We start from the raw sequence: 15,340 nt of genomic DNA on the forward strand, positions 1-15,340 counted from the left end.
TCGCCCGCGCGGACCGGGGGCACGGAGGAGACCGGGAAGCCCGGGAAGGCCGAGGAGACCGGGAAGCCCGGGAAGGCCACGGAGACCGGGAAGGGCGGCGAAGGGGCGGCCGGGTCAGAAGAGCTTGCCGGGATTCAGCAGCCCGAGCGGGTCGAAGGCCTGCTTCACGGCCCGCTGCATCTCCAGCCCGACCGGCCCGAGTTCCCGGGCCAGCCACTCCTTCTTCAGCACCCCGACGCCGTGCTCCCCGGTGATCGTCCCGCCCAGGGACAGCCCCAGGGCCATGATCGCGTCGAAGGACTCCCGGGCCCGCCGCGTCTCGTTCTCGTCGGCGGGGTCGAAGCAGACCACCGGGTGGGTGTTGCCGTCACCGGCGTGCGCGCAGACGCCGATGAGCAGGTCGTACTCCTTCGCGATGGCGGCCGTCCCCTCCAGCATCCCGGCGAGCCGCGACCTCGGTACGCACACGTCGTCGATCATCGTCGCCGGGCGCAGCGCCTCCAGGGCGGTGAGGGACATCCGGCGGGCCTGGAGCAGCAGTTCCGACTCCGCCTCGTCCTCGGCGGGGACGACGGCGCTCGCCCCGGCGGCGGCGCACAGCCTGCCGACGGCCTCCAGGTCGGCGGGCGCGTCCGGGGTGTCGAAGGCGGCGAGCAGCAGCGCCTCGGTGCTCTCGGGCAGGCCCATCTTCCCGAGGGCGTTGACGGCGCGGACGGTCGTACGGTCCATCAGTTCCAGCAGCGACGGGGTCAGGCCCGCCTCCATGACGGCGCAGACGGCCTCGCAGGCGGCCGCCACCGAGGGGAACTCGGCGGCGAGCGCCAGCTGCCGGGGCGGCGCCGGGCGCAGTGCCAGGACGGCCCCGACGACCACGCCGAGCGTGCCCTCGGAGCCGACGAACAGCCGCGTCAGGTCGTACCCGGCGACGCCCTTGGCGGTACGCCGCCCCGTGCTCAGGAGCCGCCCGTCGGCCAGGACCACGTCGAGGCCGAGAACGTACTCGGCGGTGACCCCGTACTTCACGCAGCACAGCCCGCCGGACGCGGTGCCGATGTTGCCGCCGATGGTGCACTGCTCCCAGCTGGAGGGGTCGGGCGGGTAGTAGAGGCCCCGTTCGGCCACGGCCCGCGAGAGGACGGCGTTGACCACGCCGGGCTCGACGACGGCGATCCGGTCGACGGTGGAGACCTCCAGGATCCGGTCCATCTTGACGAGGGACAGCACGATGCAGCCGTCGGAGGCGTTGGCGGCCCCGGAGAGGCCCGTACGGGCGCCCTGCGGGACCACGGGGACCCGTAGGGCGGTGGCGGTGCGCATGACGTGCCGCACCTGCTCCACCGTCCGTGGCAGGACGACGGCGGCGGGGGTGCCGGCGGCGCAGAAGCCGGCCGTGTCGTGGGCGTAGGAGGCGGCCACCTGAGGGTCGGTCAGCAGCGCCCCGTCCGGGAGGCCTTCGCGGAGTCGCGCGATGAGATCGTCGTCCATGGGGCCACAGTGGCAGCCGGGGCCATCGGTGTGAACACGGCCGCGACCGGCTTCGGACACCTCGGCGGGCTCTTCATATTGACGCACAGTGAGCGCATGCACGGTTTCGACGAGCAATCGCAGCAGCCCGCGCCGCCCGTGACGTTCACCGGCCGCAAGACGGTCGTGGCGGCCGCGGTCGCGGTGGTCCTGATCGCCGGGGCCCTGCTGATCCGCCCGGCCCGTACCGGTGACGACGCCCGCCCACCGGGGCCGAGCGAACGCGCCGCGTCGGCGGTGGGCATGGGCGCCCCGGCGGCGGCGGTGGACCTGACGGCGCTGGTGGCCGACCGGGAGAAATGGGTGGCCGCGCACGCCGACGACGACGCTTCGTGGGCGGTGCTCGGCTCGGCGTACCTGGAGCAGGCGCGGCGGACGGCTGATTCCTCCTGGTACCCGAAGGCGGAGAAGGCGTTGAAGCGCTCGCTGGAGGTCCGCCCCGCCGAGAAGGGCAACTTCGACGCGATGACGGGCATGGGCGCGCTGGCCGGCGCCCGCCGGGACTTCGGGACGGCGAAGAAGTGGGGCGAGCTGGTGCGGGCGCAGGCGCCGCGGCGCTGGACGGCGTACCCGGTGCTGGTGGACGCGTACACGGGCCTCGGCGACTACAAGGCGGCGCAGCGGGCGATGGACCGGCTGATGGAGCTCCGGCCGGGCCTGGCCGCGCACCTGAGGGCCGCCCAGGTGTACCGGGACCGCGGCTGGCGCGAGGACGCGGTGGTGGCGCTGGAGGCGGCGGCCGGGGAGGCGAAGTCCCCGGCGGAGAAGGCGTACGTGCTGTTCCGGCTCGGGGAGCTGGCGTGGGAGCGCGGCGATCCGGCCGAGGCGCTGCGCCAGTACGAGGCCGCGCTGCGCACCGACCCGGCGCAGGGTGACGCGCTGGGCGGGCGGGCCCGGGCGCTGGCCGCGCTGGGGCGGGGCGGGGAGGCCGTACGCGACTACCGGCTGGCGCTGGGGCGCACGCCGGTGCCGCGGCTGGCGCTGGAGCTGGGCGAGCTGCTGGAGTCGCTGGAGCGGCCGGAGGAGGCACGGGCGCAGTTCCGGTCGCTGTCGGTGCTGGCGGCGGCGGGCGGGGCGAACGGGGTCAACGAGGAGGTCGTGCTCGGCCTGTACGAGGCGGACCACGGGGATCCGTCGCAGGCCGTACGCCGCCTGTCGGCGGAGTGGGAGCGGCACAAGAACGTGCAGGTGGCCGACGCGCTGGGGTGGGCCCTGCACAAGGACGGCGACGACGCGCAGGCGCTGGAGTACGCGAAGAAGGCGACGGACCTCGGCATGCGGAACGCCGACTTCTCCTACCATCGGGCGATGATCGAACGGGCCGTGGGCGACGAGGCGGCGGCCCGCCGGAGCCTTCAGACGGCGCTGCGCACGAACCCGGTCTTCTCGCCGGTCCGGGGGCCCCTGGCGAAGGAGGCGCTGGCCTCCATCGGCCAGCCTCCGCCGGGCGGCCCGGAGAACATGCAGCCGCGCACGCCGTGGGTGGCGCCGGAACTCCCGAAGCCGAGGCCTGCGGCGGCGAAGCCGAAGCCGGCGGCGGCGAAGCCGAAGCCCGCCGCGCCGAAGCCGAAGCCGAAGCCGACCGCCCCGTAGCCGCCCGCTGCGCGGGGCCGTCCCCTACCCGCCCTTCCACCGTTCCTCCCCCAGCTACCGCTGGGAGGTACCCCCAGGGCTCCGCCCCCAGGGGGTCCGGGGCGGAGCCCCGGGGAACGGGCGAAGGGCGGGGCGGGGAGCAGCCCGCGCAGCGGCACCCCCGTCGCCGCCGCGCGACCCGGCCCCGCCCCGGGGAACGGCCCCGCCCCGGGGAAACGGCCCCGCGCGAGCGGAACGGCCCCGCCGGAGTCGTCCGGCGGGGCCGTGAGACCCGGAAGACCCGCGCGGCCTACAGGTTGCCGCGCTTCTCCTGCTCCCGCTCGATCGCCTCGAACAGGGCCTTGAAGTTGCCCTTGCCGAAGCCCATCGACCCGTGCCGCTCGATGATCTCGAAGAACACCGTCGGGCGGTCCTGCACCGGCTTGGTGAAGATCTGCAGCAGGTAGCCGTCCTCGTCGCGGTCCGCGAGGATCTTCAGCTCGCGCAGCTCGTCGATCGGCACGCGGGTGTCGCCGACCCACTCGCCGAGGGTGTCGTAGTACGCGTCCGGCACGGACAGGAACTCCACACCCGCGGCCCGCATGGTCCGCACGGTCGCGACGATGTCGTTCGAGGCCAGCGCGATGTGCTGGACACCGGGGCCGTTGTAGAACTCCAGGTACTCGTCGATCTGCGACTTCTTCTTCGCGATCGCCGGCTCGTTGATCGGGAACTTCACCTTCTTGGTGCCGTCCGCGACCACCTTGGACATCAGCGCCGAGTACTCGGTCGCGATGTCGTCGCCCACGAATTCCTTCATGTTCGTGAAGCCCATGACCTTGTTGTAGAACGAGACCCACTCGTTCATGCGGCCCAGCTCGACGTTGCCGACGCAGTGGTCGATCGCCTGGAAGGTCCGCTTGGCCGGCGGGGCCACCATCGGCTCGACGGCCGTGTAGCCGGGCAGGTAGGGGCCGGTGTAGTCGACGCGCTCGACGAGCGTGTGGCGGGTCTGGCCGTAGGTGGCGATCGCGGCGAGCACGACGGTGCCGTTCTCGTCCTTGACCTCGTACGGCTCGTCCAGGCCGCGCGCGCCCTGCTCGACGGCGTACGCGTAGGCCGCGCGGGCGTCGGGGACCTCGATGGCGAGGTCGATGACGCCGTCGCCGTGCTCGGCGACGTGCTCGGCGATGAACCGGCCGTGGTCCGTGGTCGCCTTGATGACCGAGGTCAGGACGAAGCGGGCGGAGCCGTTGGTCAGGACGTAGCTGGCGGTCTCGCGGCTGCCGTTCTCCGGTCCGGAGTAGGCCACGAGCTTCATGCCGAAGGCGGTCGAGTAGTAGTGCGCGGCCTGCTTGGCGTTGCCGACGGCGAAGACGACCGCGTCCATGCCCTTCACCGGGAAGGGGTCTGCCTCACGCGCGGTCTGCGGGGTGGTGTCCAGGGTCTCAGTCATGAGCGCAGATTCCCGCTCTTCCGCAAGCTGCGCAATAGTTTCCCTTTCCGCTGTACAGAATGCCCAGCGAAGCCCCAGCATGGCTGAGAGATCTGTGCAGTATGACCAGCCGATCCGGGGAAGGTTTCCATGGGCATCGACGAACTCGACGGGCGCCTCATCGTCCTGCTGGCGCGCGAGCCGCGCATCGGGGTCCTGGAGGCCTCGCGCCGGCTCGGGGTGGCGCGCGGGACGGTGCAGGCGCGGCTGGACCGGCTCCAGTCGAGCGGGGTCATCCGCGGCTTCGGCCCGCAGGTCGACCCGACGGCACTGGGGTATCCGGTGACGGCGTTCGCCACGCTGGAGATCAAGCAGGGGCAGGGGGCGGACGTACGGGCCCACCTGGCGGGGGTGCCGGAGGTGCTGGAGCTGCACACGACCACCGGGCACGGGGACATGCTGTGCCGGCTGGTGGCGCGGTCGAACGCCGACCTCCAGCGGGTGATCGACCGGGTGGTCGGCTTCGAGGGGATCGTGCGGGCGTCGACGGCGATCGTGATGGAGAACCCGGTCCCGCTGCGGATCATCCCCCTGGTGGAACAGGCGGCCGCGGACAGCTGAGCCCCCTCCCCGGGCATGCAAAGAGAAGGTTGCAAAGAAACCCTTGCAGAGAATCCTTTGCAACCTTACGGTTGAGCCATGCCCGAGAAGAACGCCGGCACCTCCCCGGGGTCGCCGCAGCCCACGGTCCGGACGCTCGACGCCCGCTCCCTGCGCGGCCTCGCCCACCCCCTGCGCATGCGCATGCTCGCCGCCCTGCGCCACGACGGACCCGCCACCGCCTCCCGGCTGGCGGAGCGGCTCGGCGAGTCCAGCGGCTCGACCAGCTACCACCTGCGCCGGCTCGCCGCGCACGGCTTCGTCGAGGACGCGCCCGGGCACGGCAAGGGCCGCGAGCGCTGGTGGAAGGCCGCCCACGACGGCACGGCCTTCGACGAGTCGCTGATGTTCGACGACAGCGACCCGCAGACGCGCGGCGCCGCCGACGCCTTCCTCCACGAGATCGCGACGATCCACACCCAGGAGCTCGGCACCTGGCTCGGTGACTCCCACAACTGGCCCAAGGAATGGCGGGCTTCGTCGGACCTCAGCGACTTCACGCTGCGCCTGACCCCCGCCCAGAGCCACGAGCTGATCCACAGGATGCACGAGCTGGTCAACAGCTACCGGGACCTGCCGCAGGCCGAGGACGCGGAGACGGTCCGCTTCCACACGCACGCCTTCCCGCGCCGCGGCAACGCCTGACCCCCACCCCTCGCGTTCACCCAGAAGGAGTCCTGCCATGCACGCCTTCACGCACGCCTTCCCGCACGCCCTGATACACACCGCCCGCTCGGCCGAACTGACCGCCGAAGCGGCCGCCTGGCGCCTCGCCCGTGAAGCCGCCGCCACCGCCCCCACCCTGCGCAGCCGGCTCGGCGAGGCCCTGGTGGCCGTCGGCACCCGCCTGATCCAGGCTCCCCCCGCGCACGCCCGCATCCGGCACCGCGCCGCATGAGCCGCCGGCCCTTCACGGCGGTCCTGGCCGCCAACACCATCTCCATCGCCGGGAGTTCCCTCACCCTGATCGGCGTCCCGTGGTTCGTGCTCCAGACCACCGGGAGCGCCGGCCGGGCCGGGGTCGTCGCCTTCTGCGCCACCCTCCCGATCGTCGTCGCCGCCCTGGTCGGCGGCCCGGTCATCGACCGGATCGGCCGCCGCCGGGTCTCCGCCGCCTCCGACGTGATCTGCGCCGTGTCGGTCGGCGCGATCCCGCTCCTGCACCACGCGGGGCTCCTCGACTTCTGGATGCTGTGCGCGCTGATGGCCGTCGGCGGCCTCGTGCACACCCCGGGCCTGACCGCCCGCTACGTCCTGCTGCCCAGCCTCGCCGAGCACGCCGGCACCACCGTCGCCCGGGCGGCGAGCCTGTACGACGCGGTCTCGCGCGGGGCCCGGATGATCGGGGCCGCGGTGGCGGGCGTACTGATCACGGCCTTCGGCGCCGAAACGGTCCTCCTCATGGACGCGGCCACCTTCGCCGCGTCCGCCCTCCTGGTCTCCGTCTTCCTGCGCGGCGTCCCGGCCGCCGAGCCCCAGCGCGCCGCGGAGAAGCCCTCGTTCGCCTCGTACCGCAGGGAACTCTCGGAGGGCTGGCGGTTCCTGACCCGCTCCCGGCTCCTCCTCGGCATCACGCTGATGGTGATGATGACCAACGGCCTGGACCAGGGCTGGTCCTCCGTCCTCCTGCCGGTCCACGGCCGCGACAACCTCGGCGGCGCCGCCACCCTCGGCCTGATGGTCTCCCTCTTCGGCGGCTTCGCCCTCCTCGGCGCCCTGCTCTACGGGGCGTGGGGCGAGCGCTTCCCCCGCCGGGCGGTTTTCGCGGGAGCCTTCCTCGTCTCCGGGGCCACCCGCTACGTGGTCGCGGCCTTCACGGACACCCCACTGCCCCTCGCTGTGACCATGGCCCTGTCCGGCCTGGCCGTGGGCGTGCTCAACCCGATCCTGACCACCGTGATCTCGGATCTCGTGCCGGAGGACCTGCGCAGCCGGGTCTCCAGCGTCAGCATGGCGGGCAGCGAGCTCGCCATGCCGATGGGCGGCCTCGCGGCGGGCCTGCTGGTCGACGCCCTCGGCATCACCCCGGCCCTCCTGGCCTTCGCGGCCGTCTACTTCACGGCCACGCTCAGCCCGCTGGTGTTCCCGTCCTGGCGCGGCCTCGACCGGAAGCCCCCGTTCAGCAGGACGGCACCGACTTCTCGTCCCGGTTCAGCGCCCGCAGGGAGTCCACCGCGTCGGTCAGCGAAGTGACGGGGATCAGCCGGAGGCCCTCGGGGAGGTCGGACTTCGCGTCCGAGCACTCCGCCTTCGGCACGAGGAACACGGTCGCCCCGTCGCGGCGTGCGGCCTGCGTCTTCAGGCCCACGCCGCCGACCGCGCCGACCTTGCCGTCGGCGCTGATGGTCCCCGTACCGGCGATGCTGCGGCCGCCGGTGAGTTCGCCGCCGCTGCCGTCGCCGTCGAGCTTGTCGACGATGCCGAGGGTGAAGAGGAGGCCGGCGCTCGGGCCGCCGACGTCGGCGAGGTTCAGGTCGACCTTGACGGCCTGGGGGTCCCTCTTGAGGTAGCCGAGGGCGGCGGCCGCGGCGTCCGACTGCGACCTGGTCATCTCCTCCAGGTTGTGCTTCTCGATCTGCTTGTCGCTGCCGCCCGAGGGATAGACCGACTCCCTGGGCATGACCGCCTCGTCCGTCTTGAACCAGTGGTCGACGAGCTGGTGCAGCCTCACCGTCGAGGAGGGGCCGGTGGCCCGGATGGTGGTCATCCGGAGCTGGCCCTTGGTGTCCCGGACCGGGGCGCCCGTGATGGTGATCACCGGCTTGCCCTGGTCGGAGCCCAGTACGTCGGCCGTCGGCCCGGGGACCGCCACCACGAAGGGCAGCGGCGCGAACGCCGCGACGGCGAACAGCGCGAGGACGGGCGCGGCGCAGACGGCCAGGGCGGCGGGACGCGGCAGACGTGTGAGACGAGAGAGCACCCGGCCAATCTACCGACCCGGGTGCCCCCGGCCCGCCCGCCGGGCCCGGGACGGACCGCTCCGGCCGCCCCGCGACGGCCTGGCGGCCCGGCGCGGGGGGCGGTCGGAAGGGCGGCCGTCCGGCGGCGGCTCAGCGCAGCGCGTCGGCGACCTCGCGGGCCGCGTCGACCACGCGGGGCCCGACCCGCTCCGGCACGGCGTCGGCCAGCATCACGACGCCGACACTGCCCTCCAGTCCGGTGATCCCGACGAGCGGTGCGGCGGCGCCGCTCGCGCCCGCCTCCAGCTCACCGTGGGTCAGGGTGTAGCCGGGCTCGATGAGCGAGCCCTGGCGGGCGGCCAGGATGGCCCGGCCGGCCGCGCCGCGGTCCAGCGGGTGGCGGAAGCCGGCCCGGTAGGCCACGTGGTAGTCCGTCCAGGTGGGCTCCACGACGGCCACGGCGAGCGCCTCGGTCCCGTCGACGAGGGTCAGGTGCGCGGTGGCCCCTATGTCCTCGGCGAGGGAGCGCAGCGCGGGCAGGGCCGCCTCGCGCACGAGCGGGTGGACCTGCCGGCCCAGGCGCAGCACGCCGAGCCCGACGCGGGCCCGGCCGCCGAGGTCGCGGCGGACCAGGGCGTGCTGCTCCAGCGTGGCGAGCAGGCGGTAGACGACGGTGCGGTTGACACCGAGTCGATTGGAGAGCTCGGTGACGGTCAGACCGTGGTCGGTGTCGGCGAGCAGTTTGAGGACTCTGAGCCCTCGGTCGAGAGTCTGGGAGGTTTCCGCGGTCACGACGCCTCTCCCTCTGTATTAGGTGAGCGGCGGTGACTCCCACGCGGTGCAGCGCTGCCGGTCCCTCGGCGACGCACGGAGAGGCCGCCGGTAGCGGCCAAGGCACCGGCTGCGCTCCCGCGGCGGCGCTGCCACGGGGCGTTCGATGCGGGGACAGTAGCGAGCGAGTCCGCTGAGCGAAAGGCCTCGTCCAGAATCCGGTCGCCTACTGCCGGTTTCAGCCCTTTTCTCCATCGGGCTGTATCGATTCGTGATGTCCCTTGGCCGAAAATCGGTTTACGCGCCCATTACTCTGATCGTGTTCAAAAAAGATGTTGGGGGGGGTCGGGGCAACACGTGCCTCGAACGCATACAAGGGGAGACAAGCAACAGTGAAGCTGAAGCGCATGGCCGTCGTGGCCGCCGCCGCTGTGGTCGGTCCGACCGTCCTCATGGCCACCCCGGCCATGGCCGACGAGGCCCAGACCCCGGCCGTCACCACGCCGGACGCCGCTCCGAAGGACGACGCCGCCGCTCCGGCCGCCGAGACCCCGGCGCAGGAGGCCAAGCCCGCCGCCGAGGCCCCGGCTCCGGCCGTCGAGACCCCGGCGAACCCCGCCCCGGCCCCGGCCCCGGCGAAGCCCGCCGCCAAGCCCGCCCCGGCCCCCGCGCCGCAGGACGAGTTCGACGAGGAGGACCTCGTCGCGACCGGCCCGGTCCTCGGCATCAACGGTGTCCCGAGCTCCTTCAAGGCCGGCGGCGACTGGACCAACCTGACCTACACGGTCGACAACTCGAAGGGCAAGGCGCAGGACAGCTACGTGCTCGTCCTGGCCGTCGCCGACGAGGCCGAGAAGCTGGCCGCCAAGGACGTCAAGGTCCAGATCTTCCACCAGGGTGCCTGGCACAACGTGGAGCTCGAAGGCCAGGACGGCGCCGTCATCGCGCTGCTGACCGACGACATCCAGATCCCGGCCGGCAAGCTGAGCCTCCAGCTCCGCGTCAAGTTCGCCGCGGGTGCCCCGGCCGGCAACATCGCCGTCATCGGCGCCGGCGGCAGCAACGTGGACGAGGACGTCTTCTCCGACACGGCCTTCGTCGAGTCGAAGATCGTCAAGAGCTCCACCGGCGGTGGCAACACCGGCGGCAACACCGGTGGCAGCACCGGCGGCAACAACAACACCAAGCCGAACGGCGGCGGCACCACCACGCCGATCGTCGACAACAACACCGGCTCCGGCAACAACGGCGGCAGCACCAACACCGGCGGCGAGCTCGCCGAGACCGGTGCCGACGCCGCCACCAGCTGGGCGCTCGGCGCCGGCGGTGTGGCCCTCGCCATGGGTGCGGCCCTGGTCGCCGGCACCGGCAAGCGCCGCCGCGTCACCGCCTGATCACAGCTCCACGAGAACGGGGCCCGTGCGCACCAGCGCACGGGCCCCGTTCCGCGTCTCGCGTCTCGCGTTCACGACGGCAGGCGGACGATCACCGCATCCGGGTCGCCCACTCCTGCACCTTCTTGATCCGCTCCTTCAGCTGCCCCGCCGTCGCCTCGGCGCTCGGCGGCCCGCCGCACACCCGGCGCAGCTCCGTGTGGATCACGCCGTGCGGCTTCCCGCTCTGGTGGACGTACGCGCCCACCATCGTGTTCAGCGACTTCCGCAGCTCCAGCAGCTCCTTGTGCGAGACCACCGGCCGCCGCTCGGCCGGCAGCTCCAGCAGGTCCGCCGCCGCGTCGGGCTTGCGCCGGCTGTGCGCGATCTGCCGCGACTGCCGCTTCTGCAGGAGCAGCTGCACCTGGTCCGGCTCCAGCAGCCCCGGGATGCCGAGGTAGTCCTGCTCCTCCTCGCTGCCCGGGTGCGCCTGCATGCCGAACTCGGCGCCGTCGTACAGCACCCGGTCGAAGACGGCGTCGGACTCCAGCGCCTCGAAGGACATCTGCTCGTCCTCGCCGGTGTCCTCGTCCTCCTGCCGGTTCGCCTCCTCCATCTCCTTCTCGGACTCGGCGTACGGGTCGTCGTCCTCGCCCGCCTTCTTCGGCCGGTCGAGGACGTGGTCGCGCTCGACCTCCATCTCGTTCGCGAAGCCCAGCAGGTACGGAATGGTCGGCAGGAACACCGACGCCGTCTCGCCGCGCCTGCGCGAGCGCACGAAGCGCCCGACGGCCTGCGCGAAGAACAGCGGGGTCGAGATCGTCGTCGCGTACACGCCCACCGCGAGGCGGGGCACGTCGACGCCCTCGGACACCATGCGGACCGCGACCATCCAGCGGTCGTCGTTCCCGCTGAAGGTGTCGATGTTCTTCGACGCGCCCGCGTCGTCGGAGAGCACCAGGGTCGCCTTGGTCCCCGTGATCTCCCGGATCAGCTTGGCGTACGCGCGCGCCGCGTCCTGATCGGCGGCGATGACGAGGCCGCCCGCGTCCGGGATGCCCTTCCTGACCTCCGTGAGCCGCTGGTCGGCGGCGCGCAGCACGTTCGGCATCCAGTCGCCGCGCGGGTCCAGCGCCGTGCGCCAGGCCTGCGAGATGGCGTCCTTGGTCATCGGCTCGCCGAGGCGGGCCTCGATCTCGTCGCCCGCCTTGGTGCGCCAGCGCATGTTGCCGCTGTAGGACAGGAAGATCACGGGCCGGACGACGCCGTCGCCGAGGGCGTTGCCGTAGCCGTAGGTGTAGTCGGCGGAGGACCGCCGGATGCCGTCGTTGCCCTCCTCGTACGTCACGAACGGGATCGGGTTGGTGTCGGACCGGAAGGGCGTACCGGTCAGGGCGAGCCGCCGGGTCGCCGGGTCGAAGGCCTCCAGGCAGGCCTCGCCCCAGGACTTCGAGTCGCCCGCGTGGTGGATCTCGTCCAGGATCACCAGGGTCTTGCGCTGCTCGCAGCGGTTGCGGTGCAGCATCGGGCGCACGCCGACACCCGCGTAGGTGACGGCGACCCCGTGGTAGTCCTTGCTCAGCGGCCCGGCCGAGTACTCGGGGTCGAGCCGGATGCCTATCCGGGCGGCGGCTTCCGCCCACTGCTTCTTCAGGTGTTCGGTCGGCGCGACCACCGTCACCTGCTGGACCACGTGGTGGTGCAGCAGCCAGGAGGCCAGGGTGAGGGCGAAGGTGGTCTTGCCGGCGCCGGGGGTGGCGACCGCGAGGAAGTCCCGCGGCTGGGTCTGGACGTACTTGTCGAGCGCCCCCTGCTGCCAGGCTCGCAGCTTGCTGGCGGTACCCCAGGGGGCACGGCCGGGGAAGGCGGGTGAGAGGTGGTGGGAGGCGGTAGTAGTCACGGTCTCCGGTTCGTTGCTCTCGGCAGTCGTGGCAGTCGTGGCCGTCCTCGCCGACGTGGTCGTACGTAGGACAACCGGGCCACCTTACCGGCGCGGGCCCGCCCCTCGCGGAGGGACAGGCCCGTGACCTCGGCGGGTGCGGCGAGGGTCACACCGGGCGGACACCCTCCGCCGCGCGGGCGTCACAGCGAGCGCAACCGCCGCGCGATCAAGGCGAGATCGGCCTCGCGGCCGGCCGCGACGTCGACGACCAGGCCGTACGCGGCTTCCTGGTCGGCGTCCGCGAGATCGACGCCGTTCACGGCGAGGAAGGTCGCGGCGGCGAGCCAGGCCGTGCGCTTGTTCCCGTCGACGAGGGGGTGGTTCACGGCGATGCCGTGCAGCAGCGCGGCCGCCTGCTCGTACGGGTCCTCGTACGCCGGTGTCCCGAACATGCGGGCCCGCGGCCGGTGCACGGCCGACTCCAGCAGCCCGGGGGCACGCAGCTCGACGGTCTGGTCCCGGGCCAGGCAGGCGTGCCGGGCGAGATCGAGGACCTCGGCCAGCGTCAGGTGCCGGACGGGCACGCGGGCGCTCACTGCCCGAGCCGCTTCAGCAGCCCGGCATGCCGCCCCGCGAGCCGCGCGGCCTCCACCCCGACCCGCTCGCGCTCCCGCCCCAGGTACGCACGCACGGCTTCCAGCGCGAGCGCCTCGGGGGCGACCCCGGTGGCGTCGGCGAGGTCGGCGAGCTCGGCGTGATCGGCGGCGGGCAGGCGGAGGGTCAGGTCGTACGGGTTCACGGTCACGGCGCGAGCGTAGCCAGGGGGAACGGCACTCTCACCCGGATTTCCCACCCGCCGCCGGCCGGGGTGGCTTCACTCCACCCTCTCCCCCTTCTCCCCCTTCTCCCCCTTCCCCTCCTTCTCCCCCGACCCGTCCAGCCGGGTCGCCACCCACGCCCCCACCAGGGCCACGCAGGCCATCGGCAGGAAGACCACCAGGAACGCTGCCGGGTGCGAGGCCCCCGCGCCCTCCGTCAGGGCGTGCCCGGCCCCCACCGCTCCCCCGCCCAGCGCGGCGAACGCCGCGCCCCCGGCCGCGAGCAGCACGACGTTGGCCAGCGCGTCCGAGATCTGCAGCGCGGCGGAGTTCGCGCCCGCCTCCTCCGGGGCGGACAGCTTCAGCAGCAGCACGCTCGTCGAGCCGATCACCAGCCCCATCCCGAGGGAGCCCACCGCCCAGGCGAGGGCCAGCGACCACACCGGCACCGCCTCGATCAGCACCGCCGGGGCGGCGGCGATGGCCAGGGCCACCATCACCATCCCGGCGACCATCAGCCGCTCCCGGTAGGGCGCCGTCCGCCCCTGGGACTGCACCCAGGAGCCGGCCGCCCACGTCACCCCGCCCAGCGCCAGGGAGAAGCCCGCCAGGGTCGGGCTCAGACCGCGCTGGGTGACCAGCATCAGCGGCACGAAGCTCTCCGCCCCGATGAACGCCCCCGCCGCCAGCCCGCGCAGCAGCACCACCGACGGCAGACCGCGCCGGGCCAGGTACGTGCCGCGCGGCAGCAGCCCCAGCACCGCCGGCACGAGCAGGGCCGCGCCCGCGACCCCGGGCAGCAGCGAGAGCCACCGCAGGTCCTGGGCGGCGTACTGGAGCAGCCCGGCGCCCAGCGAGATCCCGAGCGCCAGCCGGATCCGCCGCCGGTCGAACGCGACGGGCGCGCCGGGCTCCACCGGCCCGGAGGCGGTGCGCCGGATCGCGGGGAGGGCCACCATCAGCGGTACGACGACCAGCGCGGGTATCCCGAGGAACACCCACCGCCAGCCGAGGTGCTCGGTGACCGTCCCGGCGGCCAGCGGCCCGACGATCGACGGCACCACCCAGCTCGCGGCGAAGGCGGCCATGATCGCGGGCCGCAGCCGCTCCTCGTAGGCCCGGCTGACCACCACGTACAGGGCGACGATCACCAGCCCGCCACCGAACCCCTGCACGGCCCGGCCGAGGACGAAGACCCCCATCAGCTGCGCGGTCCCGGAGCACACCAGCCCGGCGGCGAAGGCACCGATGCCCACCGTCAGCGGCCGCAGCGGACCCTGCCGGTCGGCCCACTGCCCGGACAGCACCATGGCGAAGAGGCTGGTGGTGAAGTACGCGGAGAACCCGAAGGCGTAGAGCCCGATCCCGTCCAGCTCCCGCGCGGCGACGGGCATGGCCGTCCCGACGGCGGTGGCCTCGAAGGCGATCAGGAATATCACGGAGATGATGCCGACGCTGAGCGTCCGGTACGCCGGCCCCAAGATGCCGCCCCGCGGTGGCGGGGCGGCGGATGCGGCGTCGGTTATCCGGGGTTCAAGGGCGCTCATCGCCCCAGAGTAAGGTCCACAGCCCACTCTCGCCCCTGTCATTTGGACCTATCCCGCATGGGCCCGGCGACCTAGGTCCGGAAGCCCTTGTAAACGCCGCATGGCAGTCACATTGCACCCCCACCGCACCCCTTCCCCACCCCCGCCCACCCCCGTAGGTTCGTACGCGTCACCACACACCCAGCCGTGTGCCCGAGTGGTTGAGGGACTCGCCTGCAAAGCGAGTTACGCCGGTTCGATTCCGGTCACGGCTTCCACGCGAGGGCCGTCCGGGGGACTCCCCCGGACGGCCCTCGGCATGCCCGGCCCCTAACTCCCGGCCGGCAGCCCCTCGGCCCGGGCCGGGAGCCCGCCGTCGTCCGCACAGCGGAGCTCTCGGGCGACGGCGAGGGCGGCGGAATGGGTGGCGATGAGGTAGTCGGGGCGGAGCACCTCCTCGCCTTTGCTCTCGTCCCACTGCTCGTGAAACATCAGCCTGATCCGGAGGGGGACGTCCTGCGTCGAGCCGACGCGGGGGCTGACACAGTCGTAGGAGAGGTAGACGACCTTCCTCTCCCGCGTGGAGACGTGAACACCCCGGTCACCCACACCCGGGAAATCGGCCGGTTCACCGGCGTGCTTGCTGTAGGCCCTGAATCGCACCCGTGCCGTGTGGAAGTAGGAGTTCGTCGGGCTTCCTGAGATCTCGCAGATCCGTCCGGGCATGTCACGGATGTTCTTCCCAGACCTATAAGCGTCCTCCATCGCCTGTGCGACCTCTCGGACATCAGGGTTCATCTCTTCGTCCCGGAGGAGGAATGCTGTCGACTCCAGGAGCCGTTGCACTGCTTCGCCGCCTTCAGCCGGGAAGAGTCCGGC

Annotated in this window: 15 protein-coding genes and 1 tRNA gene; 7 read left to right on the top strand and 9 right to left on the bottom strand. The window is 72.8% G+C overall.

The annotated features are described in order from the left end of the window. Nucleotides 1–114: 114 nt before the first annotated feature. Nucleotides 115–1,485 (bottom strand): FAD-binding oxidoreductase, encoded by a 1,371-nt coding sequence (locus AC069X_RS18660; RefSeq protein WP_478729672.1) that lies wholly within the window; start codon nt 1,483–1,485, stop codon nt 115–117. 96 nt (nt 1,486–1,581) lie between these two features. Here AC069X_RS18660 and AC069X_RS18665 point away from each other — a divergent pair, with 96 nt between their 5' ends. After that, nucleotides 1,582–3,117, top strand: a complete 1,536-nt coding sequence (locus tag AC069X_RS18665) for a tetratricopeptide repeat protein (RefSeq protein ID WP_478729673.1) — start codon at nt 1,582–1,584, stop codon at nt 3,115–3,117. Nucleotides 3,118–3,406: 289 nt separating this feature from the next. Here AC069X_RS18665 and hppD read toward each other — a convergent pair whose 3' ends face one another. Further along, nucleotides 3,407–4,552: a 4-hydroxyphenylpyruvate dioxygenase gene (hppD, locus tag AC069X_RS18670; RefSeq protein WP_478729674.1), complete on the bottom strand. Its 1,146-nt coding sequence runs from the start codon at nt 4,550–4,552 to the stop codon at nt 3,407–3,409. Nucleotides 4,553–4,681: 129 nt separating this feature from the next. On the opposite strand from hppD, the gene AC069X_RS18675 reads away from it, so the two are divergent. The 4 genes from AC069X_RS18675 (at nt 4,682) to AC069X_RS18690 (ending at nt 7,384) form a co-directional block, all read left to right on the top strand. Further along, the gene (locus AC069X_RS18675; RefSeq protein WP_478729675.1) at nt 4,682–5,152 is read left to right on the top strand and encodes an Lrp/AsnC family transcriptional regulator; all 471 of its coding nucleotides are present in this window, start codon (nt 4,682–4,684) and stop codon (nt 5,150–5,152) included. Between the two features lie 78 nt (nt 5,153–5,230). Continuing rightward, nucleotides 5,231–5,836: an ArsR/SmtB family transcription factor gene (locus AC069X_RS18680; RefSeq protein WP_478729676.1), complete on the top strand. Its 606-nt coding sequence runs from the start codon at nt 5,231–5,233 to the stop codon at nt 5,834–5,836. Nucleotides 5,837–5,873: 37 nt separating this feature from the next. After that, a complete protein-coding gene (locus AC069X_RS18685) occupies nt 5,874–6,089 on the top strand; it encodes a hypothetical protein (RefSeq protein ID WP_478729677.1) in 216 nt (71 codons plus the stop codon). Beyond that, entirely contained in the window at nt 6,086–7,384 is a 1,299-nt protein-coding gene (locus tag AC069X_RS18690; RefSeq protein WP_478729678.1) for an MFS transporter, read from the top strand. Before AC069X_RS18685 ends, AC069X_RS18690 begins: the two co-directional genes overlap by 4 nt. On the opposite strand, the gene AC069X_RS18695 is transcribed toward AC069X_RS18690, so the two are convergent. Both AC069X_RS18695 and AC069X_RS18700 read right to left on the bottom strand, forming a co-directional pair. After that, on the bottom strand, nt 7,311–8,111 hold the full coding sequence (locus AC069X_RS18695) for a S16 family serine protease (protein WP_478729679.1): 801 nt from the start codon (nt 8,109–8,111) through the stop codon (nt 7,311–7,313). The genes AC069X_RS18690 and AC069X_RS18695 overlap by 74 nt on opposite strands. 130 nt (nt 8,112–8,241) lie before the next feature. After that, nucleotides 8,242–8,883, bottom strand: a complete 642-nt coding sequence (locus AC069X_RS18700; protein WP_007264382.1) for an IclR family transcriptional regulator — start codon at nt 8,881–8,883, stop codon at nt 8,242–8,244. 371 nt (nt 8,884–9,254) lie between these two features. On the opposite strand from AC069X_RS18700, the gene AC069X_RS18705 reads away from it, so the two are divergent. Further along, a complete protein-coding gene (locus AC069X_RS18705) occupies nt 9,255–10,256 on the top strand; it encodes a hypothetical protein (protein ID WP_478729680.1) in 1,002 nt (333 codons plus the stop codon). A gap of 91 nt (nt 10,257–10,347) precedes the next feature. On the opposite strand, the gene AC069X_RS18710 is transcribed toward AC069X_RS18705, so the two are convergent. From AC069X_RS18710 to AC069X_RS18725, 4 genes are all read right to left on the bottom strand, one after another. Then, nucleotides 10,348–12,135 (bottom strand): DEAD/DEAH box helicase, encoded by a 1,788-nt coding sequence (locus AC069X_RS18710; protein WP_478729681.1) that lies wholly within the window; start codon nt 12,133–12,135, stop codon nt 10,348–10,350. Nucleotides 12,136–12,317: 182 nt separating this feature from the next. Next, entirely contained in the window at nt 12,318–12,701 is a 384-nt protein-coding gene (locus tag AC069X_RS18715; RefSeq protein WP_478729682.1) for a type II toxin-antitoxin system death-on-curing family toxin, read from the bottom strand. Nucleotides 12,702–12,709: 8 nt separating this feature from the next. Then, nucleotides 12,710–12,922, bottom strand: a complete 213-nt coding sequence (locus tag AC069X_RS18720) for a hypothetical protein (protein WP_478729683.1) — start codon at nt 12,920–12,922, stop codon at nt 12,710–12,712. A gap of 69 nt (nt 12,923–12,991) precedes the next feature. Next, nucleotides 12,992–14,482, bottom strand: coding sequence for an MFS transporter (locus tag AC069X_RS18725; protein WP_478729684.1), 1,491 nt, complete (start codon nt 14,480–14,482; stop codon nt 12,992–12,994). Nucleotides 14,483–14,664: 182 nt separating this feature from the next. Between AC069X_RS18725 and AC069X_RS18730 the strand changes: the two genes are divergently transcribed. Beyond that, a tRNA-Cys gene (locus AC069X_RS18730) sits at nt 14,665–14,739 on the top strand. A gap of 52 nt (nt 14,740–14,791) precedes the next feature. On the opposite strand, the gene AC069X_RS18735 is transcribed toward AC069X_RS18730, so the two are convergent. Continuing rightward, nucleotides 14,792–15,307 (bottom strand): hypothetical protein, encoded by a 516-nt coding sequence (locus AC069X_RS18735; RefSeq protein ID WP_478729685.1) that lies wholly within the window; start codon nt 15,305–15,307, stop codon nt 14,792–14,794. Nucleotides 15,308–15,340 lie beyond the last annotated feature (33 nt).

This window comes from Streptomyces sp. NPDC043896, from assembly GCF_056435605.1.

Bases quoted from the DNA above. Each gene is read 5' to 3' on its own strand.
- AC069X_RS18660 (WP_478729672.1), bottom strand. From the start codon at position 1,485: ATGGACGACGATCTCATCGCGCGACTCCGCGAAGGCCTCCCGGACGGG.
- AC069X_RS18665 (WP_478729673.1), top strand. From the start codon at position 1,582: ATGCACGGTTTCGACGAGCAATCGCAGCAGCCCGCGCCGCCCGTGACG.
- hppD (WP_478729674.1), bottom strand. From the start codon at position 4,552: ATGACTGAGACCCTGGACACCACCCCGCAGACCGCGCGTGAGGCAGAC.
- AC069X_RS18675 (WP_478729675.1), top strand. From the start codon at position 4,682: ATGGGCATCGACGAACTCGACGGGCGCCTCATCGTCCTGCTGGCGCGC.
- AC069X_RS18680 (WP_478729676.1), top strand. From the start codon at position 5,231: ATGCCCGAGAAGAACGCCGGCACCTCCCCGGGGTCGCCGCAGCCCACG.
- AC069X_RS18685 (WP_478729677.1), top strand. From the start codon at position 5,874: ATGCACGCCTTCACGCACGCCTTCCCGCACGCCCTGATACACACCGCC.
- AC069X_RS18690 (WP_478729678.1), top strand. From the start codon at position 6,086: ATGAGCCGCCGGCCCTTCACGGCGGTCCTGGCCGCCAACACCATCTCC.
- AC069X_RS18725 (WP_478729684.1), bottom strand. From the start codon at position 14,482: ATGAGCGCCCTTGAACCCCGGATAACCGACGCCGCATCCGCCGCCCCG.